The following is a 14,428-nucleotide window of genomic DNA, read 5'->3' on the forward strand; positions in this document are numbered from 1 at the left end:
TCTCCTTTTCAGCACGGAAACGGGACCGGACGGCCCCAGGTTTTAAAGAGTGGCTGCCAGCGCCCCATGATCACCGGCGCGTAGCCCTGCGCCTCGCGCTGGCTAGCGGGGTGCACACCGGGATTAATCACGCCCGTGGCGGCGTAGTTGCCGGGCTGGCTCGATAGCTTCTGGCGCTTGTAGACCCAGCCGAGGCCGGAGTTATAGGACTGCAGGACGAATGCCCATCGGTCGCACTCGCTCGCTGCAGTCCTCACCCGGTCGTAGATCCAGCGGTCGTACCAGACCCCGGCGCGGATCGACCATTGCGGGTTCAGGGGCTGCACGGGACCATCGACGCCAGCCTGGCCCGCCCACGTGGCGGTGGCCGGCATGAACTGCATCAGGCCCTGCGCGCCTACCTGGCTGCGCGCCAGCGGGTTGAACTTGCTCTCCTGCATGATCTGGGCGGCGATCACGGGCACCGGGCCGGCCACACCGAAGCGGAAAGCCGTCTCGCGGGCGATAAGCTGACGGTACTGGTTCGCAGCCGGCGGGACCTGGGCGGCGGCGGTCAGCGCGAACAGGTACAGCGCGAGGATCAGGGCCAAGGCTGCGAGGGCACCGCCGCGCATCCCTGCCCGTGGGCTGGCGGGGGCGGCCTGCTTTTTGGCGTGGGATGCGCGCGTGCTCATTGCTCGGCCTGCAGGTAAGCGTAGCCGTCCCGGCGGCGGGTAGCGCCGGGGATATCGGCGTCGGCGGCGGCCCGGCTGCTGTAGACCGGGATGCTGCTGAAGATCTTGGGCGATTGCAGGTCGGGGAATGCCGTCACGTTGGCGAAAGCGCCCTGCCCTGCGCCGTGCACGCGGGTGATCAGGCCCGGGTGCTCGTCGGTTCCATTGGCGATGTAGCCCTTCACCGTGACCTGGTTGCCGACGCGAGGCTTCCAGTGGAGCGGCGAATCCTTGAGCGGCAGGGGCTCAGCGGCCTTGCGTGCGCTTGTGGGGGCGCTGGTGTCGGCGTAGCCGGACAGGGTCAATGGCTCCCGCAGGATGGCCGCTTGCACGTTGCCAATGGCGTTGCGGGCAGATGCGGATGCTTCTTGCACGCTTGCTGCGGCGGTCTCTGCGCTCGCCGCTGCCGTTACGGCTGATGCCTTAGCGGCTTCGCACCAGGGGATGGCGGCTTCGCACCAGGTCTTGTCGGCTTGGCAGCGGGTCTTATCGGCTTCAGCGGGCACGGTCCCTGTCGGCATCGCGGCTAGCTTGGTGCGCAATTCATAGCCCAGTAGCGGCCAGACTTGGCTGACGGCATCCTTGCGAGCCTCGTCTTGCGCCATCTCGGCATTGAACAGCGCCGGATCTACCGGGCCGTAGTTGGTGCCCACGACGCGATGGCCATTGCGCAGGACGAGTACACAGAACGTCAGCAGGCGAAGTTCGGGGCGACCTCGATCCGAGCCGCGCTCGCCATGCGCGCCGCGAACTCCGTCCTGCGCCGTGAAATAGTGCTCGCTGGCGATGGCCGCCTCAATGTCGGCGGGAGTGATTCGCGTCATGTCAAAGCCCCGTCAGGCCAGCGATGATCACGCCAGCAATGATTACGGCGCGAGCCAGGCGATCTTGGGCAGTGCTGGCAGCGTGTACGCGGCCAATGGCGTTTCGGGCGATCCAGTAGCCCACCCACGCAAAGGTGGTGACGTGGCCGAGCTTCTGCAGCGTGACCTGTACGGTCGGGAGGCGGTTGCCGTCGATCAGCAGCACTGCAACGTAGAAAGCCAAGCCGAACAGCAGCCAGACCGCCATGCGCAGGCGGTCCTGTAGTGCGTAGCTCTTGGGGAATCGGGGCATGATCGCCTCACTCGGTTAGGAATGAGACGATGGTATGGGCCGGCGAACTATTCGAGGCGGCCTAGGTCAGGAGGGATTATTTTGGTGTGGGAGCGGCGGCATAGAGCGGCTGCTTTTCATATTTCATGCCAGATTGCTTGCCCCAGAAATCCGCATCCGTTTCGTCTTCAGCGTAAGCCCATCGGTCAGAATCTCCAATCCGGACCCGCCAGGCGATGGGCACCGCAACCTCTGCGGGCGCTTGACGCGCAGCTTGCCACGCCTCTTCTTCTAGGGCGCACACCGCGTCGCTTGCCATGGGATCGTAGTCGCGCTCCTTGCGAGCGGTATCGTAGCCATCCCGGTACGCCTGCACGGCCAGCGAGGTCTGCTCGTCCATAATCTCTCCAGTAAGGGGTCAATTCTATATGCATCCCACCCGCTACCGAAGGGCGAGTGTGCGGAAAAAACCCTCAAGCCCGGTATGCCCAGTCTCCCGCATGCGCAGACTGATGTGTCCCCAACGCGCCGTGAACTTTCGGCCCGAGCGCGCTATCTTGGCGTCGTTGTAGAGGTAGGTCAGCGCATCAAGCGCTGCCTTGTATGGCAGGCCGGCGCGGCGCGCCACTTCCTGCCCGATCAAAAAGGTATCGGCTTCGGCCAGCACCGCCAGAACCTTGTCCCGGTGGGTCTGCGCCCGCCATTCAAAGTGAAATGCTAGTTGGCCCGCAGCCTCCAGCGCGGCATATCGCCTTGCATACGCTCCCATTCCCGCCCCCCCCGAAAAAGGGACCCGGATCAACAAAACACCCCATCAATGCCCGGCGGGTTTTCCCGCTCTGGCTCTAGTCGAAGATCACGCCGAGATCCGCCGCGGCATGCGCCTCGACTTCCCGCGTGAATTCCGCCATGCGCGCGATTGTAATCTCGCCGCGTGCAATAGATGGTTCAATTTCTGCAACAGTGCCGTCAGGCATGCGCAATTCGACCGGAGGCAGGAATCGGCTCTTCATGTGCTTATGCCACGCGCGCGGGCTGAAGCGCTGGCCATCCACCACCACCTGATCGGCGATTGGCTCAATGACGGCTTTCCAGTAGGCGCGGATCTGCTCTTCCAAGCGGTCTGCGCCCTCATCCGCAAGGATCAGCCTTAGCGGACGGCCGCGCTCCGCCATGTAAGGAGCTGCCGCACGGACGGTGGATACCACCTCGGCCCAGTCGGCGCGGCCGCGAAGGACGAATTCCCGGTAAAGCTCCATCACCCTACCTTGCTGAACTTCTGGCGCCGATACCGCGCCCAGACGTCGCGACGGATCACCCCGGCCTCTTCCTCGGTCATAGGAACTATGCGCTCTCCCGCAATATCGCCGGCGTGCTGCGGGCAGCGGTCAATCGGATCGACCATCCCGCTCTTGCCGGACATGTGAATGCGCCCGACTTCCTTGGTGCAGCGGTCGCACAGCGGCGCGTCACAGGTGAACGGTAATGGGGCCTCGCCGGCCCCATTGGTCCCGACCAGCGCCATGAATCGATTCTCGCTGGGCTGGCCGACGCGGACATACTCGGCAATGGGCCACCCGATGCAGAAGTCGCACAGCCTGCTGCTGGGCGCGCCGCACTGGATGCACGGGTCCGGTTTCGCGGGCCGGTTCATTCTGCCGACACCTCGTCGCCGAACTTGCTGGCCACGTAGGCGCGCATGGCGGCGATCAACGCAGTCTCACCGTAGTACTGATCCCCATCGCAGGGGCGGTGCCGGGATCGTGCGTACCAGCCTCCATACGATGCCGGCCAGCAAGGGACTAGCTCAGGACGCTCCCGCTCGATGATCGGGCCGCCTTGCGCCCAGTTTTTCGACGGCTCAAAGTAGCGAGCGCAATTCCACGACACTTTTGCGATGGACAGCCTGCCAAGCTCATTGATACCGGCCAGCCCCCACTCGCCAGGATTCTGGGTGTGGCACTTGCCCTCAGCGCGAGCCACCCACAAATCCAGCTTCGCCCCTTCCAGTTCCGATACCTTCATGCCGACACCTCCGCGCCAATCAGTACCGCCAGCTTCGTGAGCCCCTTCGGTGTCACCAGCACCTGCTCGCAGATCTTCTCCGTTCCGTCGTTCCGCGTGACTGTCGTGGTCTTGTGCGTCAGGTAGCCCGCCTGGATCTTGTCCTGGTAGGCGACGTTGCTCTTTCCGCCGGCGCGGCGGTAGATCCAGCCCAGTTGCCGCAGGCTCTCGCAGAACTTCACGGGCTGCTGTTGCAGGGCCTTGGCGGCGCCAGTCAGGTTCAGCATGCCGTCCGCGCCAGCGATCCGATCCAGGGCGGCTACCTTGGGCGCAGCGATAGCCAGTTGCGCCTCGACTGCGGCGCGCTTCTCCGCCTCGTCGGCAGCCAGGCGAAGAGCCTCCGGCAGGGTCTGAGGAATCGCCACGGACCGGGCCAGCAGCTGCGCGCGGCGCTCGCACTGCATGAAGTACTCGCGCACCTCGAAGCCCTTGTCGGTGCCGCTCATCATGGCGATATGCTTGCCCGCGTCGAGCGTGAGGCAGTACTCCGTCGCCGGCCGGCCACCAGATAGGTTTTCCCCTTTCTGGGTGAAAACCTCAAAGTCGCGCCCCTGCTGGAGGCGGGCGCGCTCGATCTGGACCTTCACCCAGGTAGAGAAGTCCCTCCCGATTCCAAGGAAGGTGTAAAGGTCGCGCGCGTTGACGGCCTGGACCTGCTCCGCGCCGATGATGCGCCCAACTACAGAGATGAGTTCATTCATACTGGTAGTCCCCCAGGCTAAAGCCGGAACTTGGCAGCCGCGAAAGCCGGCGCGATCGCGTTGGCTATCTGCTGCGCCACCRCATCGCGCAGGCCGATAGCCGCCTCTTGGGTGGTGCAGCCCCGCTCAGCACGGTATGTCGCCGTCTGCTTCCTCCCATTCAGCGAAAACACGGCGAGCAGGTCCGTGGTGTCGTTGTAGGGATTTTTGTTGACGTGGATCACAGCCTCGAAGCCGGAATCATTTACCCGCACGGCGTCCAGCAGCCGCTTCTGCACCGCTTCCTCCATCTCGCGGAGCATCTTTACGGATTCATCAGTCGGGGCACGCTGCTCGGTAACGCTCACGGAGACATGTCGCGGGCTGGTGTTGATGCTGTAGCGGTCAAACATTGGTTTCCTCCTGCCGCGCGGCGGCTCGGTAGCTATACAGCGCCTCAGCGGCGCGAGTGATTGCCAGGCGCACGGCCGCGGCCGGGTTGCCATCCAATTCCTCAATGCAAGTCAGAGCCTCACCGCCCGGGCAGGCGATGGCAAAGACGAGCGCTTCGCCGACCCGAACAGACAGCTTGCAGTCGGCCAGCAGGCGGAAGGCGTCGCCATCCCAACGCAGGGAATCGAACTGCGCCCACTGGCCGTCCACCTTGACGTGCACCACCTCCAGCTCGCGCACGCGGTACCGGCGTACCTCGTAGCCGGCGGCGCGGGCGGCGGCCTCAATCAGGTCGAGATCAGCCATGGGTTGCCTGAACATCAGCCTGCACCTCATCGGGGAATTTGGTGATGGCATAGAACGCCTGAATACGGACGCCATTGCTGGCAGCGAAGTCCGTCCAGTCGAAATCAGATTCAAGCCTCCCCTCCCAGAACTTGCGGTCATGCTCTTGCCCGGCTGCGTGGTATTCAGTAAATGCGACTTGCAATCTGTCGCCTAGCACCTCATCACCCATGGTCTCGTGCGAGAAAATGAAGGTGAATTTCCGCTTCGGATAAAGCACCGGCTCGGCGGCGAGCAGGGATGCGGCCAGTGCGCTCTTTTGTTCCATATCACGTGTCCTTTGGGTGCTGCGTTATGGCGCCGCGCGGCGCCGGGATAATTTCACGATCACGAAATAATGCTTGCGGCGTCCGGCGCCTCGATCTGATCCAGGACACGGGCGAGGCGGTTCTGGAATGGCTCGTCCAGCAGGGATTGCTGGAAGCGCGTCAGCGGCTCGCGGCGCTGCTTGAACGACGTGCCGTGCAGCACCTCGGCAGGCGCCATGTCGTTGAACTCGTCCACGGGTGACACCCAGAATCCGCCGGAGATCACGCGCGACAGGCGCAGGTTGTCGCGCTTTACCTGCGCGTCCAGCTTCGCCCACACCTCGTTCAGCTTGTCCGCCTTGGCCTGCGCCTCTTCCTGCGTGCGCAAGGTCTCGGGCGTGCGGAAGCCGATCCCGAAGTGGGTTTCGCCGTGTCCGGCCTGGCTTGTCACGAAAAACAGTTTGCTCATCAATTTCTCCGTTGAGGCGCCAGACGGCGCCGATTCTTATGGAAGTACCTTGTCCAGCCAGTACCGATACGCCGCCGGCCAAATATGGCCGCCCAAGACTCGGCACGCGGTCTCGTATGGGATGCCCATCTCATGCGCGATGGTCGGAACGGCTTGGCAGCGCCCCTCGGTGAAGTACCTGTCGAATACCTCCATGGCCTGGGCATAGGTCACGCCCTCGCGCTGCTCGGTGCGGACCGGGAGCGCCGCGATCATGCGGCCAGCCCCGCCGGTGTCATGCGCGGCGTGCCCGCGCGCTGCAACTTGATCACGTCGCCCGCCTCCAGGCGCCGCAATCCTTCCTCGATTGCTCGGGTGTATTGGCGCTTGGTGACCGTCTCCAGAAGCTGCTCGTAGAGAGCGATCGCGTTGTTGATCGCCCGAATCTCGTCGCCCGATACGCCCAGCCGCCCCACGCGGTGGCAGCGCTCGCCCACGGCGATCATGGCGTTTTGCGCTGCCGCAACTGTCTCCAGGCCCACGTGCGAGTTGCCGGCCTTCTCGCAGAGCAACTGCGTGATGTTCAGCGCGCTCACGATGGAGTGCCATTCCTGGCGCGGGGCGTCGCCCTGGACGAGGGCCAGGGCGCTCCCGTGCACGGCCATGAGCAGGCTCGCGCGCTGGTGGTCCGGCAGCGGGGAATCGCCCTCGAAGAGCAGCACGGCGATGTCGCGGCGCACCTCGCGCGGGTGGTACTTCTTGCCCTGGCGCTTCTTGTTTGCGGCCATCACGCCCTCGTCTTCATGAGTTTTGCGGCACGGCGGGCGCGCTTTGCATCGGCTGCTGCCTGGCGGCGCAGGTCTTCGGCGCTGGGCTTGAATGCCTCGATCGCTTCCTCGCGGGTCAGCCGGCGCGGTGGTCCGAGCGCGGCGAACAGGTTGACGCCCGGGGCCATCGCCATGGTCATGCCCAGCACCTGAGCGATCCGCAGGGCCGCGCGGCGCTCTCTTTCCCCGCCCACCACCAGCACCTGCTTTCCGATGGGCTCCGCCGGCACAGATTGATTGCAGTCCATCAGATTTCCTCCTCGATCCAGCCCTCGCTACCCTTCCCTGCCGGGTAGACGAACTTGAAAACAAATGGGTACATGGCGGCCGCCACTTTCATCTTGGCGCGCGCATCGTCCGTAATAGCCTCTTTCGTGGCCTTCACGTCCCGCATCTCCAGAATCCCGGTGTCCGGCATCACTGCGAAGTCGACCGTGATCGAAGTGTTCTTGGCGAGCATCAGCTTGATGCCCTCGAAGTTCCACCACAGGACCGCGCCGGCCAGTTTCTGCTGGTCCAGGTAGATCGAATATCGGGCCTCAGTCTTGTTCATCGTGCCGCGCGGCAGCCGGCCCTTTGCCTGCATGCGCTTCAGTGCCGCCGCCGCGCGATCGGCTTTCGAAGCGATAGGCTTGGGTTGGCGTGCCTGGTGCGCGGCCAGTTGTTCCGGTGACCAGCGGATGGCGGCACTCATACCTCAACGCCCTGTTCATTGAGCTTCGCGGCCTCGATGACCTGCTCGACCTTCTTGGTTCGGGTAACAGCTGCCGCGAGGCGCCGAAATGCTTGCTCCGTGTGGTAGCGGCCCTTGACGGCAACAAGTTGCTTTGCTGCCTCGATAATTTCGCGCTCGTCCTTCGTCACGTTGATGCCCTCCCCTTGATCCAATCGCGGCGCGCGGCCGCCTGCTCTTCGCTGATCGCGGCATGCATGTCGCACTGCCGCTCGCTCTCTGCCGGATGCCACCGGCGCGTAAGTTCGTCCTTCAGGCAACGCCCCATACCCAGACGGGCATGCTCTCTGTCCGATTGGCGCAAGAACTCGTCTTCCCCGGCCCTGGGCTTGAGGGTGAAGTGCTGGCAGGTGATGCAGCGGACGGGGCCCGGGCCGCTCACGCCTGCCTCCTTGCGTCAGGCAGGGCCGCCACCGAATTCGCCGCCAGCTGCGCCACGGTCGTGACGCTCAGTAGCGGCACGGCAGAGCCGCACGCACGTACATTCGCGGCCTTGGCGGCGTCGCCCAGCAGCAGCGGCGCCTCGAAGGCGAAGCCGGCTTTCGCGTTCTGCGCCTCGGTCATGCCGATCAGGTGCGGCGGGAATTCCGGCGTTTCGCTGCGCATGCGGTAGCCGCGGTAACGGTTGACGAACTCGTTGCGCACGAACGGCCATTCGTCCTCGGTCTTGCGGCCGAACTCGATCCAACCACCCATCTCCATCACCACGCGGTGGATCAGCGCGTCGTCGAAGGCGACGGAGCGATACGTACCCACGGTGCGCACGGCGCGGTCCAGCTTCGCCCAGGCCGCCAGGGCGCTATCCTGCGTCGAGCCCTGCAGCATGCGCACGATGTCTGCCGGCTTGGGCATGAACTGGCCAGCATCTGGGTTCACGCAGTGCCGACTCAAGGACTCGGAGATTGCCTCAAGGTCGAATGGGCGCATGGCCTGTAGCCATACCTGGCCGGCGAAGTCAGAGAAGTCCTGACGGTAGAAGGCGTAGACGTTGCCGATCAGGGCAAGGAATGTGGTGGTGTCACTCGTCTGCATGGTTTTCCCCTTGGAGTTTCTTGGCGAGTCGTTCGGCAACGGCGCGGTTCTGCGCCTCTAGGGCTTCCTGCTTGTTCATCGCTCCGGGCGGACCACCTCCCGCTACACCGGCGGGCGTCGGGCCTTCGCGGCGGACCCAGTTGCGCCAGGTGGCTTCCCAGTCAACCTTGCGCGCTTTGGCACCACCCTCGGCGTGCCAGTGGTCGCGGAACTTCTCGCCAATGCGGCGGGTATATTCGACGCTCCAGGTTGGTTGTTCACCCATCGCCCATGCTCCCCATGAGCGAGGCAGTAGCCAATCCTTCGGGAGACGCGTGGCCTTGCTGGCGTCGGTGGACGGCGAAGCCGAACGCCTACGACCTTTCTTAACCACTGAGTCTTCTTTATCTACCTCTACCTCTTTATCTACCTCTACTTCTTGGGCCGTTACGGTGACGTTTCCTTCCTGTTCCAGTAACGTTTCGGAAACGTTACATGCCTGTTTCATGCGTTCTCGATAGGCGCGGACACGGTCGGTGCTTGAGTCGGAGCGCATTTGGCGCTCGTCCCATGCGATCGGCTGCAGCGTCTTTTCGTCCAGCACGCCGACCTCTGCAAGGCGCCGCGCAACGTCTTCCAGGGTGCGAACATCGAGCCCCAACTTGACTGCGACCTTGCGGAACATCAGCGGGCCGTCGTCATCCAGAACACCCTGCCCCTTGCAGCACAGCAGCGCGATGAAGTGCCAGCGGTCCTCGAACGCGAGCAGGCGCAGCTTCTCGTCGTCCACGGCCTCGGTGTACATGCGGAACCAAGGCAATTGCTTTGAACTCATTCCCCTGCTCCTGCCAGTTTCACAGTGCGTACGGGCACCCATCGCTGGTAGGCGTCCTCCCAGTAGGCGCGGCGCTCTTCCTTGGAAAGGCGGTTGCCCTGGTCGATCTGGTGGTGGCACCAGCCACAGCCGGGCACCGTCTTTTCCTCGTCTGCCTTGATCCCCATACCCTTGTTGTCGCTCAGGCTGTTGGAGTGGCAAGGCACGACGGAATCCAGGCGGTGACCCGGCGCGCCCGGGATCAGCAGGTAGCAAGGCTCACCGCGGCAGGCCAGCGCATAGCGGCGCTCAGCCATCGGCCGGCGCTTCGGCCTCTTCTTCTTAAAGGGGCTGGGCACCAAGCCTGCCGTCTGCTTTAACCAGACGGAGGACTTGAGCGGAGTGCGGCGCTGGAGCGGCGCGCCTCTCTTCATAGGTGTTGTGCTTCGAGTCAGCATGGCAGGCTATCCCCCTTCAGCCGTGGCGGCTGCGCAGGCGGCTTCCTCGCTCGCCACAACACCCAAGCAGGCGAGGCGCGCGACATCAGGATCCATCTGGCGGAAGGGCCGATCCTCCAGCACCGCCGCCAGCTCCTGCCACGTCAACCCGCCGCGCTCGGCCAGGCTATGCACCGGCTGGCCGTGGTTGGTCACCGCCTGGGCTTGGTGGCGCAGCACCGCGCGCAAGGGGATCATGTCGCGGGTGTCGCCCGGGTGGATGGGGAAATAGGTGGGGTTGTGTGCTGCGCTCATGCTGCGGGTCCCGGGAATCCATCGTGCTGTACGCCGTCGAGCAGGCGGCCAGCAGCCTTCTTTCCCACGCGCACAGGTAGGTCGCTGGCATTAAGTTCGATCGGGTCGTGGTTGTGATTGCCGTCTTGTCCCGCGCCTAGCCATTCACCCCATTGCTTGAACAGAAACGGCACGCCGGCGGCTGAGCACTGGTCGCGCAGGCTCCGAGCCCAGTCTGGATGCATTGGCCGTGCGTTCGTGCCGCTTTCGCCGCCCACGATCACCCAGTCGATGGCGGGAAGATTGGCCACCGGATTCCCGTCGTCGTCTTCGCAGCTGACGGTTCCCTTGAGCGGGTAAATCTCGCTGTGGCCATCGATATCGATGGTGCGCAGGTCCACCGGCCCGAGCAGCGGCTCCATGCTGAGAAACCGCACGCGCGCCGGCACGGCCAGCAGCTTTGGTATGTCGCGGTCGGCCTCCTCCTGGTTACAGATCGTCGCGCCAAGCCAGATGTTGGGCAGCATCAGGCCGTCGGCCCCGATGGGGTAGCCCATGTTGAGCACATTCCCGATGCGCTTGGTCAGCAGAAGCCAGTCGAGGTTCGGCGTTGCTCGAATCAACTCGAAGAGGTCCGCGCGCCAAGCCGGATCCACGGCGTTGTCGAACACGTCGCCCAAGCTTGCGCAGAAGACGCGCTGGTGCCGCTGATTCTGGGCATAGAACGCCCCGGCATTGCGCTCCCATGCGAGCGGCTTCCGCCAGTTCGCTGCGCTCGTGCGCCGGCGCGGTGCGCCCGGACCCCAGTTCACGGCCTGGCCGCCACCAAAGCGCGCGTTGCGCGTCTCCGCATAGCAACGGTCGCAGCCTGGGCCGACCTTCTGGCAACCCTCCCACGGGTTGAATGTGTGGTCGGTCCACTCAATTTTTGAGTTCTCGCTCATGCTGCCGCCCTCTCAAGCATGCCGGCCAACTGGCGGCCTTGGCTGGTACGGAAGTCGTGCGCGAGAACAGCGCTCGCAGCCACCTGGCAGTAGCCGTCTTCCCACTCTTCGCGCGCCTCGGTCCCGACTTCGTAGCTGCAAGCCTCGATCGACTTGCCCTCGCGCGCGGCCTTCGCGCCCTCTTCTCGAATCGCTTCCCGCGACCTGATCTGTTCCATTTCCTCCGCCCCCGGATGTTGCGGCGCGCTCGGCGCTGCGGTGTGTTTTTGCGTGCCTTGCGGCCTTACTGGTCTTGCTCGCCGATTCCTGCCGGATTCATCGCCGTGATTCGGCGTCGTTCCTGAGCTATCTTGTCCATCAGGTCACCGAAGCCCCACTGGCAAAGGATTTCGCGGACAAGCTCTGCCTCGGTCATGCCGTGCTGGCTCGCGGTCTGCACAAGCTTCTCGCCAACGCACTCCGGCAAGAGCGCTCTCGATTCGTGGGTCAACTTGCCGAGCGGGTGTGTGTATGGGGCGCGGGCCATAAGCATGGTTTCAAATTCAAGCATTTAGGTGATCCCCCCGGACCAGATTTAGGAGCGGTAAATGGAGCAGCAACAAGCAACTAGCCAACGGGCAAAGCCGATTGGCGAACACGACTTGGAGCACCGGAACCTCCGGCTGCAGCTCTTTCTCGTGCGTCAGCTTGTGCTGCGCCTCTATGCGACTCAACACGGCGACCGAGCACCCGAACTTGTGCGGGAATGCCTAGCATCCATGCGTGAGTCCGTGCACGAAGAAGGGCTGCACCCCTGCGAGCACGCAATGCTGTTAGATGAATCAGCCGAAGCGCTTGCCGATGTGGACGAGCACATGGAGCTGGTACTGGCCGGCGCGCTGTAAATGGCACCGGACCTACCTGCCCTGCTTGGCACTGGTCGCACATGGCGCGCCGCGACGGCGCATACCCGAAGACCATCTGCCTCGCAGTCCGCGGTACCGCATTCGCTGGAATCTGGGTTGGGGTCATTTGGCTTTCGAGCAACGGGTATAAAAAGTCCCCGCGCCAAGACGCGAGGGGGAAGCCGCAAGGGGGTCAGTCAAGCGGCGGGGTTCGTGTCAAAGGCGCCACCAGCAGCAGAGCGCTCTGATGCGAAAAAGCAGACAAACCTGTATGGGTCCGGTGACAAACTCCGACGCATGTACACGCTTGGCGAACGGCTCCGTTGGGCAATGGCGCAGACGCATCCGCCAACCTCTGGTCGCGCGCTTGCTCAGCGTGTCGGCATGCGCCCACAGTCCATCGGGTACCTGTGCGACCCGAACCGGAATGCCAAGGGGAGCCGGCACACGCTGTCGATTGCGAGAGCGCTTGGAGTCTCGCCAGAATGGCTTGCGACAGGCGTTGGGACGCCGTACCCAGGCGGTGAGCCAAGCCTTGATCAGCGCGCGGCAGTTGCGGCGTGCATTCGGTCGACCGAGCAACTGCTTGCCGATCTGCAGAGCCTTGCGCGGGTGCTTGACGAGAAAGGCTGATCACGCCGGCACCGCAGTCGTTGCCGCARCGGCCTGCTGCGCGCCCGGGCCGAAGACCCCGGCATAGAGATGATCGATGGCCACCAGCGTGCTCCCCTTGCAGTCGACCTGACCGTTCAGGATGCGATTCACAGTGGGCTGTGAGACGCCAAGCCGGCGGGCCAGCGCGACTTCGCTTAGGCCGGCGTGGGCTTTGATCTCAGCGAGTTTGGCGTGATGTGATTTGTCCATGCGACAAATCTATACGCGAATGAATAGCTTGTCAATGCATCGTTGAATAGAAGTTTGACGCCCTTCTATACGCGCACGTATATCTACGCCCATGGGAATCGCAACACGACTTGATCGAATGATGAAAGAGCGCAAGGTCAAAGGCCAAAGCGCTCTGAGCCGGCTATCGGGCGTGCCGCAGCCGACGATCGCGCGCGTGCTTAAGGGCACGACGGATACACCGGAGTTGGGCACAGTAAAGAAACTAGCCGCAGCCTTGGGCGTCACGGTTACCTGGCTGATCGAGGGGCCGGATGATCCAGTTGAATACCTGGTTGAGGGCATCGCCCAGGCTGGCGCGCCTGGGGCTGGGGCTGCGGTCGTCGTTGAGCCAGTGGACGAGTTCGCAGCGCGCGCCACCGTTCTGCGGGAAATGCAGGTTGCCCAAGCAGCGGCCATTCTTACGGCGCTGTCCGATAGCGCTCTATCTAAGGCGCTCGGATGGCTTCAGGAACTGAAGAGCGCCGAGATCTCCGGCCAAGTTGCGCCCGCACCAGCCGAGCAGCCCCTGTTCTCGAGGAAGAGGAAGGTCATCGAGTTCACCGGCCTGCACCCGACGCACGCCGGGGGGCGCCAGAAGACAAAGTAGCCCTACTTCAGCGGGGAGCGGCATAGAGCATTGCCGGGGTACTCTCGGCCACCACCCCCAAAAGGATCCCCAAAAATGAAAGCCATCATTGCGATAGCCCTCGTCGTGGCCGCCGTGCCCGCGAGCGCTCAGACCTATGTGCGCCCCAGCGTCGACAAGAACGGGACTTACCGCGAGGGCCATATGCGATCGAACCCGGATCAGCTGCGCTCGAACAACTACAACGCCGAGAACAACCAGTATGGCGGCGTGAATCCCTATACCGGCCAGCGCGGGCACCAGAAGGATGAGTACAGCAACCCGCCCCAATACAACCAGTCCTACGGCCAGCAGCCGATCCAACCAAGCGGGCAGCGCCGGAACAATTATGGGTTCTGACTGATGGGTGAGAAAATCACCAAAGCAAAAGATGTGGCCGCCTTCTTTGAGGCGCGCGGGGTCACTCGAAAGTGCCCTCGGTGTACCAATGGAAACGTGGATTTCTTTGTTACGGTAGCAAAGACTGACGCCCTCGACGACAAGTTCGAGTCGCCCGTCTACACAGTGGAAGTGGCCGGCAAGGAGCTAGTCTTCTGCAAATGCCTAAACTGCGGATATGTGGCTCTTCATGAGCTTAGCGGGATTCTGATGCCGGCGGAGGCTCAACATGGCTGAGATCATCCCGTTCTACACAAAAGAAGCCAAAGGCAACGAAGGCGGAGCGAATGGCGGAGAACCTCCCTATAATGACCGCATGGAACCCCGCGTAGCCAAGCTGGAAGCAGCGATCCCCGACATCCGAGAGCGCCTCGTCAAAATCGAGACGCGGCTTGAGCATACCTCGACGAAGGCGGATGTTTCGCAACTTGAATCCACCCTGCTCAAATGGTTCATCGGGACAGCTATCGCCCTGACCGGCCTCGCCTTCGCCGCAGCAAAGCTGATTCACTGATATAGCCCCGCCAGC

30 protein-coding genes are annotated in these 14,428 nt (G+C 63.5%); 4 read left to right on the forward strand and 26 right to left on the reverse strand.

The window, feature by feature from the left end; translation table 11 throughout:
- Positions 1 to 8: 8 nt before the first annotated feature.
- The 25 genes from AC1DT6_RS04045 to AC1DT6_RS04165 all read right to left on the reverse strand — a co-directional run bounded on the left by AC1DT6_RS04045 (position 9) and on the right by AC1DT6_RS04165 (position 11,656).
- Entirely contained in the window at positions 9 to 674 is a 666-nt protein-coding gene (locus AC1DT6_RS04045) for a transglycosylase SLT domain-containing protein (RefSeq protein WP_477114461.1), read from the reverse strand.
- Entirely contained in the window at positions 671 to 1,537 is an 867-nt protein-coding gene (locus AC1DT6_RS04050; RefSeq protein WP_477114462.1) for a Gp49 family protein, read from the reverse strand. The genes AC1DT6_RS04045 and AC1DT6_RS04050 overlap by 4 nt, the downstream gene beginning before the upstream one ends.
- A 1-nt stretch (position 1,538) precedes the next feature.
- Positions 1,539 to 1,829 carry a hypothetical protein gene (locus AC1DT6_RS04055; protein WP_477114463.1) on the reverse strand — a complete coding sequence of 97 codons (291 nt, stop codon included), beginning with the start codon at positions 1,827 to 1,829 and terminating at the stop codon, positions 1,539 to 1,541.
- 76 nt (positions 1,830 to 1,905) lie between these two features.
- Positions 1,906 to 2,208 (reverse strand): hypothetical protein, encoded by a 303-nt coding sequence (locus AC1DT6_RS04060; protein ID WP_477114464.1) that lies wholly within the window; start codon positions 2,206 to 2,208, stop codon positions 1,906 to 1,908.
- A 42-nt stretch (positions 2,209 to 2,250) separates the two neighbouring features.
- Positions 2,251 to 2,475, reverse strand: coding sequence for a hypothetical protein (locus AC1DT6_RS04065; RefSeq protein WP_477114465.1), 225 nt, complete (start codon positions 2,473 to 2,475; stop codon positions 2,251 to 2,253).
- 178 nt (positions 2,476 to 2,653) lie between these two features.
- The gene (locus AC1DT6_RS04070; RefSeq protein WP_477114466.1) at positions 2,654 to 3,070 is read right to left on the reverse strand and encodes a hypothetical protein; all 417 of its coding nucleotides are present in this window, start codon (positions 3,068 to 3,070) and stop codon (positions 2,654 to 2,656) included.
- Positions 3,067 to 3,462, reverse strand: a complete 396-nt coding sequence (locus tag AC1DT6_RS04075) for a hypothetical protein (protein WP_477114467.1) — start codon at positions 3,460 to 3,462, stop codon at positions 3,067 to 3,069. Before AC1DT6_RS04075 ends, AC1DT6_RS04070 begins: the two co-directional genes overlap by 4 nt.
- Positions 3,459 to 3,833 (reverse strand): phage protein NinX family protein, encoded by a 375-nt coding sequence (locus AC1DT6_RS04080; RefSeq protein ID WP_477114468.1) that lies wholly within the window; start codon positions 3,831 to 3,833, stop codon positions 3,459 to 3,461. The genes AC1DT6_RS04075 and AC1DT6_RS04080 overlap by 4 nt, the downstream gene beginning before the upstream one ends.
- On the reverse strand, positions 3,830 to 4,573 hold the full coding sequence (locus AC1DT6_RS04085; RefSeq protein ID WP_477114469.1) for a phage antirepressor KilAC domain-containing protein: 744 nt from the start codon (positions 4,571 to 4,573) through the stop codon (positions 3,830 to 3,832). The genes AC1DT6_RS04080 and AC1DT6_RS04085 overlap by 4 nt, the downstream gene beginning before the upstream one ends.
- 17 nt (positions 4,574 to 4,590) lie before the next feature.
- A complete protein-coding gene (locus tag AC1DT6_RS04090; RefSeq protein ID WP_477114470.1) occupies positions 4,591 to 4,965 on the reverse strand; it encodes a hypothetical protein in 375 nt (124 codons plus the stop codon).
- Positions 4,958 to 5,311 carry a hypothetical protein gene (locus AC1DT6_RS04095; RefSeq protein ID WP_477114471.1) on the reverse strand — a complete coding sequence of 118 codons (354 nt, stop codon included), beginning with the start codon at positions 5,309 to 5,311 and terminating at the stop codon, positions 4,958 to 4,960. The genes AC1DT6_RS04090 and AC1DT6_RS04095 overlap by 8 nt, the downstream gene beginning before the upstream one ends.
- The gene (locus tag AC1DT6_RS04100; RefSeq protein WP_477114472.1) at positions 5,304 to 5,618 is read right to left on the reverse strand and encodes a hypothetical protein; all 315 of its coding nucleotides are present in this window, start codon (positions 5,616 to 5,618) and stop codon (positions 5,304 to 5,306) included. Before AC1DT6_RS04100 ends, AC1DT6_RS04095 begins: the two co-directional genes overlap by 8 nt.
- Positions 5,619 to 5,677: 59 nt before the next feature.
- The gene (locus tag AC1DT6_RS04105) at positions 5,678 to 6,067 is read right to left on the reverse strand and encodes a hypothetical protein (RefSeq protein WP_477114473.1); all 390 of its coding nucleotides are present in this window, start codon (positions 6,065 to 6,067) and stop codon (positions 5,678 to 5,680) included.
- A gap of 36 nt (positions 6,068 to 6,103) precedes the next feature.
- Positions 6,104 to 6,322, reverse strand: coding sequence for a hypothetical protein (locus tag AC1DT6_RS04110; protein ID WP_477114474.1), 219 nt, complete (start codon positions 6,320 to 6,322; stop codon positions 6,104 to 6,106).
- Positions 6,319 to 6,834, reverse strand: coding sequence for a hypothetical protein (locus AC1DT6_RS04115; protein WP_477114475.1), 516 nt, complete (start codon positions 6,832 to 6,834; stop codon positions 6,319 to 6,321). Before AC1DT6_RS04115 ends, AC1DT6_RS04110 begins: the two co-directional genes overlap by 4 nt.
- Positions 6,834 to 7,121, reverse strand: a complete 288-nt coding sequence (locus tag AC1DT6_RS04120) for a hypothetical protein (RefSeq protein ID WP_477114476.1) — start codon at positions 7,119 to 7,121, stop codon at positions 6,834 to 6,836. Before AC1DT6_RS04120 ends, AC1DT6_RS04115 begins: the two co-directional genes overlap by 1 nt.
- Positions 7,121 to 7,567 (reverse strand): hypothetical protein, encoded by a 447-nt coding sequence (locus AC1DT6_RS04125; protein ID WP_477114477.1) that lies wholly within the window; start codon positions 7,565 to 7,567, stop codon positions 7,121 to 7,123. Before AC1DT6_RS04125 ends, AC1DT6_RS04120 begins: the two co-directional genes overlap by 1 nt.
- Complete coding sequence (locus AC1DT6_RS04130; RefSeq protein WP_477114478.1) at positions 7,564 to 7,737, reverse strand: hypothetical protein; 174 nt, start codon at positions 7,735 to 7,737, stop codon at positions 7,564 to 7,566. Before AC1DT6_RS04130 ends, AC1DT6_RS04125 begins: the two co-directional genes overlap by 4 nt.
- Before the next feature lie 247 nt (positions 7,738 to 7,984).
- On the reverse strand, positions 7,985 to 8,638 hold the full coding sequence (locus tag AC1DT6_RS04135) for a DUF6475 domain-containing protein (RefSeq protein WP_477114479.1): 654 nt from the start codon (positions 8,636 to 8,638) through the stop codon (positions 7,985 to 7,987).
- Positions 8,625 to 9,452 (reverse strand): hypothetical protein, encoded by an 828-nt coding sequence (locus AC1DT6_RS04140; RefSeq protein WP_477114480.1) that lies wholly within the window; start codon positions 9,450 to 9,452, stop codon positions 8,625 to 8,627. Before AC1DT6_RS04140 ends, AC1DT6_RS04135 begins: the two co-directional genes overlap by 14 nt.
- Positions 9,449 to 9,748 carry a hypothetical protein gene (locus AC1DT6_RS04145; RefSeq protein WP_477114481.1) on the reverse strand — a complete coding sequence of 100 codons (300 nt, stop codon included), beginning with the start codon at positions 9,746 to 9,748 and terminating at the stop codon, positions 9,449 to 9,451. Before AC1DT6_RS04145 ends, AC1DT6_RS04140 begins: the two co-directional genes overlap by 4 nt.
- A gap of 147 nt (positions 9,749 to 9,895) precedes the next feature.
- On the reverse strand, positions 9,896 to 10,183 hold the full coding sequence (locus tag AC1DT6_RS04150) for a hypothetical protein (protein ID WP_477114482.1): 288 nt from the start codon (positions 10,181 to 10,183) through the stop codon (positions 9,896 to 9,898).
- Complete coding sequence (locus tag AC1DT6_RS04155) at positions 10,180 to 11,106, reverse strand: phage Gp37/Gp68 family protein (RefSeq protein ID WP_477114483.1); 927 nt, start codon at positions 11,104 to 11,106, stop codon at positions 10,180 to 10,182. The genes AC1DT6_RS04150 and AC1DT6_RS04155 overlap by 4 nt, the downstream gene beginning before the upstream one ends.
- The gene (locus AC1DT6_RS04160; protein WP_477114484.1) at positions 11,103 to 11,324 is read right to left on the reverse strand and encodes an Rmf/CrpP family protein; all 222 of its coding nucleotides are present in this window, start codon (positions 11,322 to 11,324) and stop codon (positions 11,103 to 11,105) included. The genes AC1DT6_RS04155 and AC1DT6_RS04160 overlap by 4 nt, the downstream gene beginning before the upstream one ends.
- 65 nt (positions 11,325 to 11,389) lie before the next feature.
- Positions 11,390 to 11,656, reverse strand: coding sequence for a hypothetical protein (locus AC1DT6_RS04165; RefSeq protein WP_477114485.1), 267 nt, complete (start codon positions 11,654 to 11,656; stop codon positions 11,390 to 11,392).
- Between the two features lie 37 nt (positions 11,657 to 11,693).
- On the opposite strand from AC1DT6_RS04165, the gene AC1DT6_RS04170 reads away from it, so the two are divergent.
- Complete coding sequence (locus AC1DT6_RS04170; protein WP_477114486.1) at positions 11,694 to 11,990, forward strand: hypothetical protein; 297 nt, start codon at positions 11,694 to 11,696, stop codon at positions 11,988 to 11,990.
- 633 nt (positions 11,991 to 12,623) lie between these two features.
- Here the strand turns inward: AC1DT6_RS04170 and AC1DT6_RS04175 are convergent.
- Positions 12,624 to 12,854, reverse strand: coding sequence for a helix-turn-helix domain-containing protein (locus AC1DT6_RS04175; RefSeq protein WP_477114487.1), 231 nt, complete (start codon positions 12,852 to 12,854; stop codon positions 12,624 to 12,626).
- 118 nt (positions 12,855 to 12,972) lie between these two features.
- Between AC1DT6_RS04175 and AC1DT6_RS04180 the strand changes: the two genes are divergently transcribed.
- The 3 genes from AC1DT6_RS04180 to AC1DT6_RS04190 all read left to right on the forward strand — a co-directional run bounded on the left by AC1DT6_RS04180 (position 12,973) and on the right by AC1DT6_RS04190 (position 14,413).
- Positions 12,973 to 13,482 (forward strand): helix-turn-helix domain-containing protein, encoded by a 510-nt coding sequence (locus AC1DT6_RS04180; protein WP_477114488.1) that lies wholly within the window; start codon positions 12,973 to 12,975, stop codon positions 13,480 to 13,482.
- 75 nt (positions 13,483 to 13,557) lie between these two features.
- A complete protein-coding gene (locus AC1DT6_RS04185; protein ID WP_477114489.1) occupies positions 13,558 to 13,860 on the forward strand; it encodes a hypothetical protein in 303 nt (100 codons plus the stop codon).
- Between the two features lie 268 nt (positions 13,861 to 14,128).
- Positions 14,129 to 14,413: a hypothetical protein gene (locus AC1DT6_RS04190; protein WP_477114490.1), complete on the forward strand. Its 285-nt coding sequence runs from the start codon at positions 14,129 to 14,131 to the stop codon at positions 14,411 to 14,413.
- The last annotated feature ends 15 nt before the right edge of the window (positions 14,414 to 14,428 follow it).

Source organism: Cupriavidus sp. 01L45, assembly GCF_056399885.1.

What these genes read in the sequence shown, in the direction of transcription:
- AC1DT6_RS04095 (WP_477114471.1), bottom strand. Translation starts at nt 5,311, where the DNA reads ATGGCTGATCTCGACCTGATTGAGGCCGCCGCCCGCGCCGCCGGCTAC.
- AC1DT6_RS04100 (WP_477114472.1), bottom strand. Translation starts at nt 5,618, where the DNA reads ATGGAACAAAAGAGCGCACTGGCCGCATCCCTGCTCGCCGCCGAGCCG.
- AC1DT6_RS04185 (WP_477114489.1), top strand. Translation starts at nt 13,558, where the DNA reads ATGAAAGCCATCATTGCGATAGCCCTCGTCGTGGCCGCCGTGCCCGCG.
- AC1DT6_RS04190 (WP_477114490.1), top strand. Translation starts at nt 14,129, where the DNA reads ATGGCTGAGATCATCCCGTTCTACACAAAAGAAGCCAAAGGCAACGAA.
- AC1DT6_RS04145 (WP_477114481.1), bottom strand. Translation starts at nt 9,748, where the DNA reads ATGGCTGAGCGCCGCTATGCGCTGGCCTGCCGCGGTGAGCCTTGCTAC.
- AC1DT6_RS04160 (WP_477114484.1), bottom strand. Translation starts at nt 11,324, where the DNA reads ATGGAACAGATCAGGTCGCGGGAAGCGATTCGAGAAGAGGGCGCGAAG.
- AC1DT6_RS04115 (WP_477114475.1), bottom strand. Translation starts at nt 6,834, where the DNA reads ATGGCCGCAAACAAGAAGCGCCAGGGCAAGAAGTACCACCCGCGCGAG.
- AC1DT6_RS04140 (WP_477114480.1), bottom strand. Translation starts at nt 9,452, where the DNA reads ATGAGTTCAAAGCAATTGCCTTGGTTCCGCATGTACACCGAGGCCGTG.
- AC1DT6_RS04080 (WP_477114468.1), bottom strand. Translation starts at nt 3,833, where the DNA reads ATGAAGGTATCGGAACTGGAAGGGGCGAAGCTGGATTTGTGGGTGGCT.
- AC1DT6_RS04125 (WP_477114477.1), bottom strand. Translation starts at nt 7,567, where the DNA reads ATGAGTGCCGCCATCCGCTGGTCACCGGAACAACTGGCCGCGCACCAG.
- AC1DT6_RS04055 (WP_477114463.1), bottom strand. Translation starts at nt 1,829, where the DNA reads ATGCCCCGATTCCCCAAGAGCTACGCACTACAGGACCGCCTGCGCATG.
- AC1DT6_RS04165 (WP_477114485.1), bottom strand. Translation starts at nt 11,656, where the DNA reads ATGCTTGAATTTGAAACCATGCTTATGGCCCGCGCCCCATACACACAC.
- AC1DT6_RS04170 (WP_477114486.1), top strand. Translation starts at nt 11,694, where the DNA reads ATGGAGCAGCAACAAGCAACTAGCCAACGGGCAAAGCCGATTGGCGAA.
- AC1DT6_RS04085 (WP_477114469.1), bottom strand. Translation starts at nt 4,573, where the DNA reads ATGAATGAACTCATCTCTGTAGTTGGGCGCATCATCGGCGCGGAGCAG.
- AC1DT6_RS04075 (WP_477114467.1), bottom strand. Translation starts at nt 3,462, where the DNA reads ATGAACCGGCCCGCGAAACCGGACCCGTGCATCCAGTGCGGCGCGCCC.
- AC1DT6_RS04180 (WP_477114488.1), top strand. Translation starts at nt 12,973, where the DNA reads ATGATGAAAGAGCGCAAGGTCAAAGGCCAAAGCGCTCTGAGCCGGCTA.
- AC1DT6_RS04150 (WP_477114482.1), bottom strand. Translation starts at nt 10,183, where the DNA reads ATGAGCGCAGCACACAACCCCACCTATTTCCCCATCCACCCGGGCGAC.
- AC1DT6_RS04105 (WP_477114473.1), bottom strand. Translation starts at nt 6,067, where the DNA reads ATGAGCAAACTGTTTTTCGTGACAAGCCAGGCCGGACACGGCGAAACC.
- AC1DT6_RS04110 (WP_477114474.1), bottom strand. Translation starts at nt 6,322, where the DNA reads ATGATCGCGGCGCTCCCGGTCCGCACCGAGCAGCGCGAGGGCGTGACC.
- AC1DT6_RS04120 (WP_477114476.1), bottom strand. Translation starts at nt 7,121, where the DNA reads ATGGACTGCAATCAATCTGTGCCGGCGGAGCCCATCGGAAAGCAGGTG.
- AC1DT6_RS04045 (WP_477114461.1), bottom strand. Translation starts at nt 674, where the DNA reads ATGAGCACGCGCGCATCCCACGCCAAAAAGCAGGCCGCCCCCGCCAGC.
- AC1DT6_RS04155 (WP_477114483.1), bottom strand. Translation starts at nt 11,106, where the DNA reads ATGAGCGAGAACTCAAAAATTGAGTGGACCGACCACACATTCAACCCG.
- AC1DT6_RS04050 (WP_477114462.1), bottom strand. Translation starts at nt 1,537, where the DNA reads ATGACGCGAATCACTCCCGCCGACATTGAGGCGGCCATCGCCAGCGAG.
- AC1DT6_RS04060 (WP_477114464.1), bottom strand. Translation starts at nt 2,208, where the DNA reads ATGGACGAGCAGACCTCGCTGGCCGTGCAGGCGTACCGGGATGGCTAC.
- AC1DT6_RS04135 (WP_477114479.1), bottom strand. Translation starts at nt 8,638, where the DNA reads ATGCAGACGAGTGACACCACCACATTCCTTGCCCTGATCGGCAACGTC.